Source organism: Cohnella xylanilytica (assembly GCF_014212175.1).
In the GTDB taxonomy this organism is placed as follows: domain Bacteria; phylum Bacillota; class Bacilli; order Paenibacillales; family Paenibacillaceae; genus Cohnella; species Cohnella xylanilytica.
In genome coordinates this window covers 72,644-85,396 of record NZ_JACJVR010000019.1, presented here as the reverse complement: position 1 = coordinate 85,396, position 12,753 = coordinate 72,644, and the positions used below count along the sequence as shown (strand labels likewise).

The 12,753-nt window shown below is 61.5% G+C and carries 10 protein-coding genes; 6 read left to right on the top strand and 4 right to left on the bottom strand.

All coding sequences use genetic code 11. The features are described from left to right. The first annotated feature begins 14 nt into the window (after window positions 1–14). The 3 genes from H7B90_RS05785 to H7B90_RS05775 all read left to right on the top strand — a co-directional run bounded on the left by H7B90_RS05785 (window position 15) and on the right by H7B90_RS05775 (window position 3,822). A complete protein-coding gene (locus H7B90_RS05785) occupies window positions 15–1,736 on the top strand; it encodes a type 2 periplasmic-binding domain-containing protein (protein ID WP_185134903.1) in 1,722 nt (573 codons plus the stop codon). A 130-nt stretch (window positions 1,737–1,866) separates the two neighbouring features. Next, window positions 1,867–2,817 carry an ABC transporter permease gene (locus tag H7B90_RS05780; RefSeq protein WP_246578659.1) on the top strand — a complete coding sequence of 317 codons (951 nt, stop codon included), beginning with the start codon at window positions 1,867–1,869 and terminating at the stop codon, window positions 2,815–2,817. Window positions 2,818–2,871: 54 nt separating this feature from the next. Beyond that, window positions 2,872–3,822 (top strand): carbohydrate ABC transporter permease, encoded by a 951-nt coding sequence (locus tag H7B90_RS05775; RefSeq protein ID WP_185135006.1) that lies wholly within the window; start codon window positions 2,872–2,874, stop codon window positions 3,820–3,822. Between the two features lie 141 nt (window positions 3,823–3,963). Here H7B90_RS05775 and H7B90_RS05770 read toward each other — a convergent pair whose 3' ends face one another. Continuing rightward, entirely contained in the window at window positions 3,964–4,233 is a 270-nt protein-coding gene (locus H7B90_RS05770; protein WP_185134901.1) for a hypothetical protein, read from the bottom strand. Window positions 4,234–4,542: 309 nt separating this feature from the next. On the opposite strand from H7B90_RS05770, the gene H7B90_RS05765 reads away from it, so the two are divergent. Further along, a complete protein-coding gene (locus H7B90_RS05765; RefSeq protein ID WP_376701717.1) occupies window positions 4,543–6,519 on the top strand; it encodes a heavy metal translocating P-type ATPase in 1,977 nt (658 codons plus the stop codon). Between the two features lie 9 nt (window positions 6,520–6,528). On the opposite strand, the gene H7B90_RS05760 is transcribed toward H7B90_RS05765, so the two are convergent. The 3 genes from H7B90_RS05760 to H7B90_RS05750 are packed head-to-tail and all read right to left on the bottom strand — an operon-like array spanning window position 6,529 to window position 10,534. Further along, complete coding sequence (locus tag H7B90_RS05760; RefSeq protein WP_185134900.1) at window positions 6,529–7,668, bottom strand: GerAB/ArcD/ProY family transporter; 1,140 nt, start codon at window positions 7,666–7,668, stop codon at window positions 6,529–6,531. After that, window positions 7,665–8,858, bottom strand: a complete 1,194-nt coding sequence (locus H7B90_RS33810; protein WP_260410785.1) for a Ger(x)C family spore germination protein — start codon at window positions 8,856–8,858, stop codon at window positions 7,665–7,667. Before H7B90_RS33810 ends, H7B90_RS05760 begins: the two co-directional genes overlap by 4 nt. Further along, window positions 8,855–10,534, bottom strand: coding sequence for a spore germination protein (locus H7B90_RS05750; protein ID WP_260410784.1), 1,680 nt, complete (start codon window positions 10,532–10,534; stop codon window positions 8,855–8,857). The genes H7B90_RS33810 and H7B90_RS05750 overlap by 4 nt, the downstream gene beginning before the upstream one ends. Before the next feature lie 572 nt (window positions 10,535–11,106). On the opposite strand from H7B90_RS05750, the gene H7B90_RS05745 reads away from it, so the two are divergent. Together H7B90_RS05745 and H7B90_RS05740 are read left to right on the top strand one after the other, a co-directional pair. Then, window positions 11,107–11,247 carry a hypothetical protein gene (locus H7B90_RS05745; RefSeq protein ID WP_185134899.1) on the top strand — a complete coding sequence of 47 codons (141 nt, stop codon included), beginning with the start codon at window positions 11,107–11,109 and terminating at the stop codon, window positions 11,245–11,247. 20 nt (window positions 11,248–11,267) lie between these two features. After that, complete coding sequence (locus tag H7B90_RS05740) at window positions 11,268–12,728, top strand: spore germination protein (protein ID WP_185134898.1); 1,461 nt, start codon at window positions 11,268–11,270, stop codon at window positions 12,726–12,728. Window positions 12,729–12,753: the final 25 nt, after the last annotated feature.

Genomic DNA, 12,753 nt, shown 5'->3' with positions numbered 1-12,753 from the left:
GGGGCAAGATTTCGTTGGTCAAGAAATCATTGATCTTCTGCATGGCGGCCGTTATGGCGTTCACCTTGGCAGGGTGCGCGGGGGGCAAAAACGGCAATAACGGCAGCGGCGGACAGGCTTCGCCGTCGGGCGGCGCTTCGGCTTCGGGGGCAAGCTCGCCCTCGGCCTCGGAGAAGCCGCTGGACAAAGTCACCTTCACGTACTTCAACGGAGTGGCCGGGGCCAAGGATATCAACACGAACGAGACGACGATCGGCAAGATCCTCGAGGATCAGACCGGCGTCAACTTCAAGATCGAACACCTGGTCGGCGACCTGAACACGAAGATCGGAACGATGATCGCCTCCAACGAATATCCGGACGTACTGATTCCGGACGCGGCGATCGAGGAAGTGCTGAACGCGGGCGGGTTCATCGCGCTCGACGACCTGATCGAGAAGTACGGCCCGAACATCAAGCGCGTGTACGGCCAATACTTCAACCAGATGAGGGCGGCCGACGGCAAGATCTACTTCATTCCGTTCTCCAGCGTCGTCAACCAATTCTATCCGGACCCGGACATCAACCAGGGCGCCTTCTGGGTCCAGCGCCGCGTCCTGAAGGAAGCGGGCTACCCGAAGATCAAGACGCTGGACGAATACTTCAAGCTGATCGAGGACTTCGTCGCCAAGCATAAGGACGAGGACCTGACCGGATTTATCGCGCTGACGCACGACTGGCGGTTCTTCACGACGGCGAACCCGCCGATGCATCTCGAAGGGTATCCGAACGACGGCAACGTCATCGTCGACATGAACACGCTCGAAGCGAAGACGTACGCCGCCGCCGACTCCACGAAGCGCTGGCTGCAGAAGCTGAACGAGCTGAACGCCAAGGGGTTGTTCGACAAGGCTTCCTTCGTCGACAACTACGATCAGTACATCGCGAAGCTGTCCTCGAAGAAGGTCGTCGGCTACTTCGACTACGGCTGGCAGGTCGCTCTGGCGAACAACGTGCTGAAGGACGCGGCGAGAGCCGACCCGACCCAGGATGACTACGTGTACTTCCCGCTTCCCGTCACGTTCGACGGCGGCAAGGACCAGTACCTCGACCCGCCGGGCTTCGTCAAGAACCGCGGCATCGGCATTACGGTGAGCGCCAAGAATCCGGAACGCATCATTCAATACTTCGACAACCTGCTGAAGGAAGAGAACCAAGTCCTGAGAAGCTGGGGCATCAAGGGCGAGACGTACGAAGTGAACGAGCAAGGCCGCTTCTACCGGACGGCCGAGCAGATCGCCAAGATCGACGAGAAGTTCAACGACAAGTTCGGGTTCACGTACTACGACTGGGATTGGCCGCAATACGGCACGAACTCCACGTTCGCCGACGGCAACGCGGTGGCGCCGAATTTCCAGCCGGAAGTGTTCCAGATGAGATTGACCGACGGGGACAAGGAGATTCTCGGCAAGTACGGCGTGAAGACGTATTCGGAGATGTTCTCCCCTCCGGACGATCGTCCGTGGTTCCCGGCATGGGGCATCCCGAAGGAGCAAGGCTCGCCGCAGCAGATCTGGGAGACGAAGAAGGAAGAGCTCACGAAGAAGTACTTCCCCAAGCTCGTGCTGGCGAAGCCGGACGAATTCGAGAAGGTCTGGCAGGAATATCTCGGCCAGTTCGGCAAGCTCGACACGGCCGGCTACGAGAAGTGGTATACGGAACAGATCAAAGCCGTCGTCGAATCGTTGAAGAAGTAAACCGACATAGTTAGATGCGAAAGGCCGGTCATCGTGCTGCTGACGCGCATAGGTCCGGCCTTTCCCCCTTCCATCAGCCCGACCGATCCGAAGGAGATGAATGATGATGGAGAATCCGAACGCGCCCGCAATGTCTCCGAGGATGTTGCCGAAGAAGAAGGCGGGTCCGCACCTTTTTATCAAGAAGCTCGTTCAGCAGCGAACGCTCGTGTTCATGTCCGTCCCGTTCCTCGTCTGGCTGTTCGTATTCAAATATTGGCCGATCTGGGGCTGGACGATCGCCTTCCAGGATTACAAGCCCGCCAAGAAATTCGCGGAGCAGACTTGGGTCGGTTGGAAGCACTTCGAGTTCCTGTTCCAGGATGAGCGGTTCTTCCGCGTCCTGCGGAACACGCTCGCCATGAGCGGCATCAACCTCGTGCTCGGCTTCGTCACGGCGATCACGCTCGCTCTGCTGCTCAACGAGATCCGAAGGCTCGCGTTCAAGCGCCTCGTGCAGACGGTGAGCTATCTGCCGCACTTCATCTCGTGGGTCGTCGCGGCGAGCATTATCCAGTCGACGCTGTCTCCGGACGGCATCATTAACGAACTGCTTATTCGGCTCGGCTTTATCGCCAAGGGAGAAGAAATCTTGTTCCTCGGCAAAGGAGAATGGTTCTGGGGCATCTTCGGGGCCAGCTCCGTCTGGAAGGAAGTCGGCTGGAACACGATCGTCTACCTGGCGGCGATCACGATGATCGATCCCGCGCAGTACGAAGCGGCGGAGATGGACGGGGCCGGGCGGCTCAAGCGGATGTGGTACATCACGCTGCCGGGAATGAAGCCGGTCATCGTCGTCCTGCTGATCATGAACATCGGCAATCTGCTCGAATCGGGGTTCGAGCCGCAATATCTGCTCGGCAACGGCATGAACGTCGACTTCTCCGAGAATCTGGACATCTTCGTCCTCAAATACGGCATCAACCAGAACAACTTCTCCTTGGCTACGGCGGGGGGCATCTTCAAGACGGTCGTCAGCTTCGTTCTCCTGTTCTTCGCGAACAATGTCGCGAAGCGAATGGGAGAAGCCCGGCTGTTCTGATCGCGAAGTCGTTACACTTGGAAGGAGAGCATGAACATGGCGGACACGGCAACGATGACGGACGGCCAGCGGGCCTCTACCGGCGCGAAGCGCCGCAAGCGCTCGTACCGGGACAGCTCGCTCGGCGACCGTATTTTCGATATTTGCAACCATACTTTTCTCGTATGCCTGATGATCGTGACGCTATACCCGTTCGTGAACACGCTGGCCGTCTCGTTCAACGACGCCGCGGATTCGCTGAAGGGCGGCGTCTACGTATGGCCCCGGGATTGGACGCTGGAAAATTACACGTACGTCTTTAACGAAGCGACGATACTGGGAGCGACGGTCATCTCGGTGCTTCGGACGGTGATCGGAACGGTCGCGACGGTGTTCTTCTCGGCGATGGTCGCCTATACGATCAGCCGGCAGGAGTACGTGCTGCGCAAATTCGTCTCCATCGCGTTTATCTTGACGATGTACTTCAGCGGCGGCTTGATCCCGACCTTCCTGCTCGTGCGGGATCTGGGCCTGATCAACAGCTTCTGGGTATACATCTGGCCGGGCTTGATCGGCGTCTTCAACCTGATCGTCATCCGCTCCTTCATCGAAGGGCTGCCGGAGAGCGTCATCGAGTCGGCCCGGATCGACGGCGCGGGGGAATTCCGGACGTTCATCAGCATCGTGCTGCCGCTCTGCGTGCCCGTGCTCGCGACGGTGGCGCTGTTCACGGCCGTCTATCAATGGAACTCGTGGTTCGACGTGTTCCTGTACAATTCGTCCAAGGTCGAACTGAGCACGCTTCAATACGAGCTGCAGAAGATTCTGCAGAACTCGAACGCGACCGCTTCCCGGACCGCGGCGGACGCCTTCGCCAGCTCCGGGAACGGTTCCTCGAACAAGGTGACGCCGTTGTCCATCCGCGCGACGATGACGATCGTGGCGGCCGTTCCGATCATCCTGGTCTATCCGTTCCTGCAGAAGTATGTGGTGAAGGGCATGATGGTCGGAGGCGTCAAAGGCTGATCGTGAAGTCGATGAGGGCTGATCGCAGAGGCGTCACAGGCTGATCGCGCTTCTCGTTCGGCGCTCGAGTTCGGCGTCGGCAATAAGCCATCCGCGGCGTTCCCGCCGGGATGGCTCTTCGTCGTCGCCGCGGATATCGGCTTAATCGAGGTCGGCCGGATTCACCTCGTACGTCTCTTGAATGTCCCGTACGATCTCGCGCACCGCGTCGTCTTCCCGGTTCACGCCCGCCGCCGCTTCGTTCGATCGGAGCGTCGATGCCTCGTCGGCCGAGTCCCCGTTGTCTGCCGGATGCCGTGCAAACCGCGCTTCCGATTGCTCCGCCGCCTGCCCGGTATAGGGGTCAGCCGTTCGGACTGCCCGGTCGCGCTCCGCTTCTTGGCGTTGCGTCTCTTCGCGTCCCCCGCTCAAGCCGATTCCTCCTTCCTCAACGTCTCCCGTTAAGATGCGGCAACCCCGGAGATCCCATTCAAGGCCGCGGCGCTCCAGAAGGAGATTCAAATTCCTCTATCCGGTGTAAGAACTTGTAGCTTGTCGCAAAATGGTCTTTACAATTCAGCAATTTGGAATTATTCTAAAGAAGAAACGGCAACGCCGAACTTAAATACCGATACCGACGGGGGTAATCCCCGACCGACATGCTGTCCCTTCGCGGGGGCAGCATGTGCCATTTTCAGGGACTTAATAATGGGAGTCATTCTCACTGGGGGGAATCGCAGTATGAATATCGCAACCCGCGACGCGGATAACCGCATGACGACGTCCGAGACCTTAACCGTCTCCTCCGCCAAGGCGAGAAGAAGCGGGAAGGAGTGGCTGGAACGCTACGGGGAAGGGATGGCGGCCTTGGCGAGCGGCGTTCTGATCGCCGTCGCCTGGACCTTGGAGAAGCATACGCATGGCGTGGCGGTCGCCTTCTACCTGCTGGCCTTCGCGGTCGGAGGGTTCGTCAAGGCGAAGGAAGGCCTGATGACGCTGATCGAAGAGCGGGACCTCGACGTCAACCTGCTTATGATCGTCGCCGCGATCGGAGCGGCCTGCATCGGCTATTGGACCGAAGGCGCCGTGCTCATCTTTATTTTCTCGCTGAGCGGGGCTCTCGAGACGTACACGATGGACCGCAGCAGCCGGGACATCTCCTCGCTCATGGACCTGAAGCCGGAGACGGCCGTCCGTTACGCGGACGGGGCCGAGACCGTCGTGCCGATCGAGCGGCTGGCGGTCGGGGATCTCGTCGTCGTGAAGCCCGGCGAACGCATCCCGGCGGACGGGGTCGTCAAGGAGGGAGCCTCCTCCGTCAACCAGGCTTCCATCACGGGCGAATCGATTCCGGTCGATAAGGGAGCGGGAGACGAGGTGTTCGCCGGAACGCTGAACGGCCAGGGAGCGCTGTTCGTCGAAGTGGCCAAGACGAGCGAATCGACCCTGTTCGCGAAGATGATCCGTCTCGTTCAGGAGGCGCAGAGCGAGAAGCCGGCGTCGCAGCTGTTCATGGAACGGTTCGAGCGCATCTACGCCCGCCTCGTGCTGCTCGTCTCCGCGATCCTGATCGCGGTTCCTCCGTTCCTGCTCGGCTGGTCGTGGGAGGCGACCTTCTATAAAGCGATGGTGTTCCTCGTCGTCGCGTCGCCTTGCGCGCTGGTCGCCTCGATCATGCCGGCGATGCTGTCGGCGATCTCTTCCGGCGCCCGGATCGGCGTCCTGTTCAAGGGCGGAGCCCATCTCGACCACGTCGCCGGGGTGAAGGCGATCGCCTTCGACAAGACCGGGACGCTGACGGCGGGCAAGCCCGTCGTGACGGACGTCGTCGCCTTCGGAGGCTACGAGGCGGACGAGGTGCTGCGGATCGCGGCGTCGCTGGAGAGCCTGTCGGAGCACCCGCTGGCCAAGGCGATCGTCGGGGAAGCCCGGTCCCGCGGACTGGCCTACGGCCGGCCGACCGACTTCCGCGCGCTGACCGGCTCGGGCATTCAAGCCAGGTGGGACGGGGACCTGTGGAAAATCGGCAAACCCGCCTTCGTGGACGAAGCTCTTCGCTCGGAAGAGCTGGCCTCCGCCGTCGACCGGCTCGAAGAGGAAGGGAAGACCGTCGCCGTTCTGCACCGCGAAGGCGAGCTCGTCGGCGTCGTGGCCTTGCGGGACGAGATTCGTCCCGAAGCGAAGCGGGCCGTCGCCAAGCTGCGCAAGCTCGGCATCGAGGTCGCGATGCTCACCGGCGACCGGAGCCGCACGGCGTCCGCGATCGCCCGGGAGCTCGGCATCGGCCGCGTCTACGCCGAGCTGCTGCCGGAAGAGAAGGTGGCGAAGGTCAAGGAGCTTCGCCGGGAATACGGCTCCGTCGCGATGGTCGGCGACGGCGTCAACGACGCGCCGGCGCTCGCGTCCGCGACCGTCGGCATCGCGATGGGCGGAGCCGGCAGCGACGCCGCCCTGGAGACGGCGGACCTGGTGCTCATGAACGACGACATCGGCCGCATCGCCGACGCCGTCGCGCTCGGGAGACGGACTCGGAGGATCGTGAAGCAGAACGTCGTTTTCGCCCTCGCCGTCATCCTGGCGCTGATCGCCAGCAACTTCTCGCAAGGCATCGCGCTGCCGCTCGGCGTCGTCGGGCACGAGGGGAGCACCATCCTCGTCATCCTGAACGGCCTGCGGATGCTGCGGCTCGGGAAGAGAGCCGAGGCGTCGGGCGGTTGAGGCCGGGCGTTAGACGTCTCGCCCGCGGGAACGTCCGGCCCGGCCGCGGAGCGCCGTAACCGCCGCGATCAGAAGCAGCGGCGCGACATAGACGAGATTGTCGAGGAGAGGCCAGACGATGCTCACGATCTCCTCCATCTTCGCCTCTTCGGTATAGGTCGTTAGCGACAGGAGCAGACAGAGGAGAGCGACGGGGAAGACGAGGATTCGCTCGTTCGGCAGCCGGAACGCAAGCCCTAGAGCCCGGACCAGGATGTGCAGCAGAATCGAGGTTTTGAAGTAGAACCCGACGATGAGCGAGAATCCGATCACCGACTCGATCCGCTCGATGATCTCCCGGATGAAGATAAGCCGGGCCAACTGGTAGAGGGAATATTTGAGGTCGCCGGACAGCGGGCCGAGCACCATGATGCTGCACGCGACGGAGACGAGAAGCGTCAATCCGTTGACGGCGAGCGCGAGATACAGGCGCTTGCCGATCTTGGCGGAATCGCGTTCCTTCACGTCCGCGAGGATAAACGCGAATACGGCGAGTTCGGCGTAAGGGAACCCGTAGGCGATGTAGGCCGCGTTCAGGATAGGGCCGATTCCGTCCGGCATGACGGGCATCAAGTATTCCGGATGGTACAACGGGCCGACCAGGGCCAGAACCAGAACGATAGCCCCGAACATGAGCCCGAGGAAGACGGAGGCCATCCTGGCCATGACTTCGAGGCCGGCGCGCACCGTCAAGGCAATGGTGACGAGGAGAACGGAGTTCACGGCATAAGTAGGCGTCTCTTTCAGCATCGTGCTTTTGAAAAAAAGACCGATCTCGATCACGATGCCGGCTACGTGCCAGAACATGACGCAGAGGAACGGGGCGAGCAGCAGGGCGGTCCCCGCGTTCCCGAGCGCTTCGCGTCCGTATTCGAACAGCGATCGGCCGGGATATCGCCGGTTCAGATAGAGGACGCAGGCGAGCAGAAGCGCTCCCGCCGCCCACGCGATCAGCAGGGAGAGCCAGGCTCCGTTCCCGGCGACGTTCGTCAGGGGCGCGGGAATGATGACGATTGAAGAGCCGGTCATGAAGAACAGGAAGAGGACCGCCATCTGGACGGAGCCGATGCGATCCTGCTTGGCCGCGGCGCTTCCCGCTCCCCGGTTCATGACGAGGCGGCGGGATTGAGCCCGCCGACGATCCGCTTCGCCGGTGCCGCGAGCAGATCGAAGAGCGCGTCCAGATTGGGCCAAGGCCATTGCGTCACGAACAAGAGGCCCAGATAGAGAAGGGGCGCGGCCAGCGCTCCGTAGACGATCCGTTCGCGGCGGCCGGCTTCGCGCAGAGCCTGTCCGTCCGCTAGCAGCATCGCGGCTCCCAGAACGAGCAGACATACCATTTTTCCATACATCGCTACTTCCTCTCCTTCGTACCGAACGGCGTTCCGACGTTTAACCCCGTGCTGAGCATGCGAACCTCCACCCGGACCTGGAACCGGATGCGGGCGAACCGATCGTCCCAATCGGGCTCGAGCCGTCTCCAGAGCTTCGGATTCCTTCTGTAAATCTGGGTGCCGATTCCGAGGGCGTCCAGCTTCTCCCGCTTCAGAACGGCGATCCCTTCCTGGAGCCTCCGTTCGACTTCCCGTCCGATCTTCGGCGTCCTTCTCTTCCAGGACGTGCGCCAGCTTGCCTTGTTTGAAGAAGGCCACCTTGGAGATAACGACGTCGCCTCCGGGGCCGCTTCTGTGAATATAAGCGACGGCGGCCGTCCTCGAAGGATTCTTCAGATGGATGGCCAGCTCGTACAGCGGGACTCTGGACGTCTTGGCGGAATACTGGGAGCCGTCGGTCTCCATCTTCTTGAACTGCTGCCCGATGGTCTGTTCGATGAACGGCTTGATCTCGAGGTACTCGCCCGCATCGCCGTCCGCGATCAAAGGCAGCACGGTTCCGCGAGGCTCATGGTCTCTCGAGAAGTAATCGAGCACTTCGCCGATGTTCTGGGTGCGGACGAGACGCTCGCCCAGCAGAATGATTCGCATATGGTCCCACTTGGCCTTGCGGCCTAACTTCATCGGAATATCGCGGATCGCTTCGAAGATCGTGTCTCCGCTCGTCCGGATATTAATCCCCTTCTGAGCGGATTTCGAGTTCTGGGCGGACTTCGCGCCTTCGCCCCCTTCCGACTTGCTCGACGGATTGTAGAAGTGAGTCGTCAACTTGATCCGCCCGTCGTCCTGCCGGTCGATGGCCACCGCCTGGACGAACCCGTATTCGTCCAATTCGCGATTGTCCCAGCAGCCGGCGGCAACCATCGACATCAGCCAGATTACGGTCAGGCGAGCGAATGTTCTCAAGGCATGCTCTTCTCCCTCATAGGCTCCTTGTTCGGGCGCCGGTTCCGGGACGAACGAAGCAACGCGCGGCGGGGCAGAACGATGAACGCGTCCCTCAGCCGGCGAACTTCCTGCGGGGTCGGCGCGGCCAGATACGGCTGTCCCAGCGAGCGAAGCGTCGCCAGGTGAAGGTAGACGAGGATGACGCCGGCCATGATGCCGAGTCCCCCGAAGGTGGCGGCCAGCAGCATCAGCGGGAACCGCAGGATGCGAAGGGCGATCGCCATGTTGTACTGCGGGAGGGCGAAGGATGCGATGCCCGTCAAGGCGACGACGATGACCATGACCGGGGAAGCGATCTGCGATTGGATGGCCGCCTGGCCGATGACCAGCGCCCCGACGATGCTCACCGCCGAGCCGATCGGCCGGGGCAAGCGGATGCCGGCTTCCCGCAGCAGCTCGAAGAAGAATTCCATGATGAGCGCTTCGACGAGCGCCGGGAACGGGATGCCCTCTCTCGTGTTCAAGATCGCGAGCAGCAAGACGGTAGGGATGAGCTCGGAATGGAAAGTCGACAGGGCGATGTACGTGCTCGGCAGCATAAGCGCGATTAGAAAGGCGGCCACCCGAAGCCACCGAATCAAGGTAGAGTAGATCGGACGGTAATAATAGTCTTCGCTCGCCATGAAGAACTCCAGGAACCTTCCGGGACAGATCAGGATGGACGGGCTGCCTTCCACCAAGGCGATAATCTTCCCGCCGAGCAGCGATGCGACGGCCGTGTCGGGTCGTTCCGTATACCGGACCTGCGGGAAGGGAGAGTAGAGAGAATCCCCGATCCACTCTTCCAGATAGGAGGTCTCGAGAATCTCCTCGCCTCCGATCCGTTCGACCCGCTTCTCGAACTCGGCCAGCGTCTCCGGCTGGACGATTCCGTCCATGTAGCCGTAGGCGATCCGTCTGCGCGTATCTTCCCCGGCCGTGCGGAAGACGAATTTGAGCTTGGACGATTTGAGCAGGTTGCGAATGACGCCGATGTTGCTGTCGATGCTCTCGATCGTGCTCACGTGCGGCCCGTGCACGCTCGGCTCCGTGATCGGTTCGGACGCCTGCCGCTGTTCGACTTCGAGCGCCGAGAAACCCAGGGCGCAGCTCCAGCCTTCGAAAAAGACGACGATCTGCCCGTCCAGAACCTCCTGCACGGCGAGGTCGAACCGGTCGATGGGCTTCGCCGGAGTCGAGGAGGCCCCGCGGTCGTTCAGCCGGCGAATCGCTTCCTCGGCCGTGTTCGCCGCGTCGGCATCCTGGAAGACGAAGCTTCGCAGCGTCTCCGCCAGCTCCTTCTTCGCATTCGTCCGGACCAGCGTATCGAAGCAGACGGAGAAGGCCGGCAGCTCGGAATTCGGTCCGAATCGCCAAGGACGGATCTCCAGGTCTCCGCAGCCCGCGAAGCGGCTCTCCATCCGCTGCCGGTTGTCTTCCAGACGGGAGGAGACGGCTTCGGACGACGGGGCTTCCGACCGGGGATCGGCTTCCGGCGCCGCCTGGGACGGCGAATCCGGCGGACGATCGTTCGGGTTCGGGCTCCGGCTCTGGTTTTGGTTCGGGACCGTGTTCGAGCTAGAGTTCGAATTCAAGTTCGAGTTCGAATTTGGGTTCGTATCCGGGCTCGGATTCGGGTTCGGATGCTTCCTCATGCTGTGCTCCTCGGGGGTGCGGCTTCCGGAATACCCGCTAGCTTTTCCACCTTTTGGGAAGATCATTCGATCCTTGAACGTACGTCTTGATTGTTGCGGAAGATCGGGTATAATGATGATAATGATTATCATTATTTACGTTCGTTAAGGAGCTGCCCCGATGGATTATTTGCTTCCCGTCACGACGGTCGTTTTGATTTTCCTGGGAGCGTTCTGCCTGTTCGCCGCGATGGCCAACGACCGCAGAAGCCGCGAGATTTAACGGCTCGATCGGACCCGCCATACATTCATGCCCGCATAAGCGACGCCTCTCTTCCGTACGAGCGGAGGAAGAGGCGTTTTTTTGTGCGACTGACCATTCGCCTCTAGAACGATTCGGGGGGAAGCGCTAGCGAATCGTACGGTCGCGTTTTCGTGCCGGACGCCCAATAGCATCTCCGGAGTTCGTTAGAGAACGGGGTCTATGAACCGGAGCGATCGCGGCCTGCCGACCACGTTTAAACGCGGCCTGCGAAGCCCACAATGGAGGCAGATATGGATGCCGAGACTTTGGCAAGACCGGCGGGAAGCGGGTGAGGACGACGGCGAACGCGTGGCGATCGTTGGGGCGGCTGCTCGGAGATCTGGATTTTTATTTGCAAGCCGCGGCGGTGACGGGGGTTCCGATCCTTCTGGCGGCGTTGGCCAAGCGGATTCGGAATCCTTATACCTGACCGGATGGTGGGGATGACGCATGAAGGCGGACTCTTGGAGCGGAGACTTCGACCTCGATATCGGACGGTTCCGCGAGCAGACGGCGATCCACTCGGATCTTCGCCTCCGGGAGCTCGAGCTGGGCGGCGCTCCGTTACGGGCCGCCCTGCTCTTCGTCGAAGGGCTGTCCGACAAGGAGTTCATCGACCGGCATCTGATCCGGATGCTGATGAAGGGTCGCTTCGAGCCGCCCGTAACGGCCGAATACGTGAAGAACCGCATTCTGAGCGTCGGCGCCTTGACGGAACGGCTCTCGGCGTCCGGCTGGCTGGCGAAGACGCTGTCGGGACATACGGCGCTCCTCATCGAAGGGATTCCGGAGATCTTCCTGATCGACACGGTCCATGCGGGCAAGCGCGCGCCGCAGGAGCCGGAGTCGGAGGGATTGGTGCGCGGGCCTCGGATCGGATTTAACGAGTCGCTGTCCGACAATACGGCCATGCTCCGAATGAGCGGAGAGAACGAGTCTCTCGTCATCTCCAAGAGAACCGTCGGCCGAAGGGTCAAGAGAGAGCTCGCCGTCGCCTATATGAGCGACATCGTCGACCCGGAGCTGCTGCGCGAGGTGCATCGCCGGCTGGACCGGATCGATCTCGACGACTTGCCCGAGAGCGGGTACGTGGAGCAGCTTATCGAGGACAACCGTCTCAGTCCCTTCCAGCAAGCGCAGAATACGGAGAGGCCGGACCGGGTCGTCGCCGCTCTTCTGGAGGGAAGGGTGGCCCTGCTTCTCGACGGGACTCCGTTCGCTCTTATCGTCCCCGTCACCCTAAGCATGCTGCTGCAATCTCCCGAAGATTATTACGAGCGTTGGCTGCCCGTCTCCTTCATCCGCATTCTGCGGTTCGTGTCCGTCGCGGTCTCCATGCTCCTGCCTTCCATCTACATCGCCTTCATCTCGTTCAATCCGGGACTTATCCCGACGAAGCTCGCGGTTACCATCATCGAGACGCGGACGGGGGTTCCGTTCCCCGCTTACATCGAGGCGGTCTTCATGGAGATCGCCATCGAGGTGCTGAGGGAAGCCGGGCTGCGGCTGCCGAAGCCGATCGGGCCGGCGATGGGCATCGTCGGGGGGCTTATCATCGGAGAAGCCGCCGTGCAGGCCGGCTTCATCAGCCCGATTCTGGTCATCGTCGTCGCGGCGACGGCGATCACGTCGTTCACCATTCCTTCCTACAGCGCGGGAATTACTTTCCGCTACCTTCGATTTTTCGCCATGCTGGCCGCCGCCCTGTTCGGCCTGTTCGGCGTTGTCATGTTCCTGCTGCTGATCGGCAGCCATCTGGTCAAGCTGAAGAGCTTCGGGGTTCCCTACCTGAGCCCCGCCGTGCCGTACCGGCTCTCCGACTGGAAGGATCTTCTCGTGCGATTGCCGACCGCGGCGATGAAGAAGCGGCCGAGGATCTTGAACCCGAAGGATCCGACCCGCGGGGGATAATCCCGATACGAAGGAGGGAGATAGG

Coding starts and splice junctions, on each gene's coding strand:
- H7B90_RS05780 (WP_246578659.1), top strand. CDS start 1,867: ATGTCTCCGAGGATGTTGCCGAAGAAGAAGGCGGGTCCGCACCTTTTT.
- H7B90_RS05775 (WP_185135006.1), top strand. CDS start 2,872: ATGACGGACGGCCAGCGGGCCTCTACCGGCGCGAAGCGCCGCAAGCGC.
- H7B90_RS05765 (WP_376701717.1), top strand. CDS start 4,543: ATGAATATCGCAACCCGCGACGCGGATAACCGCATGACGACGTCCGAG.
- H7B90_RS05760 (WP_185134900.1), bottom strand. CDS start 7,668: ATGAACCGGGGAGCGGGAAGCGCCGCGGCCAAGCAGGATCGCATCGGC.
- H7B90_RS05750 (WP_260410784.1), bottom strand. CDS start 10,534: ATGAGGAAGCATCCGAACCCGAATCCGAGCCCGGATACGAACCCAAAT.
- H7B90_RS05740 (WP_185134898.1), top strand. CDS start 11,268: ATGAAGGCGGACTCTTGGAGCGGAGACTTCGACCTCGATATCGGACGG.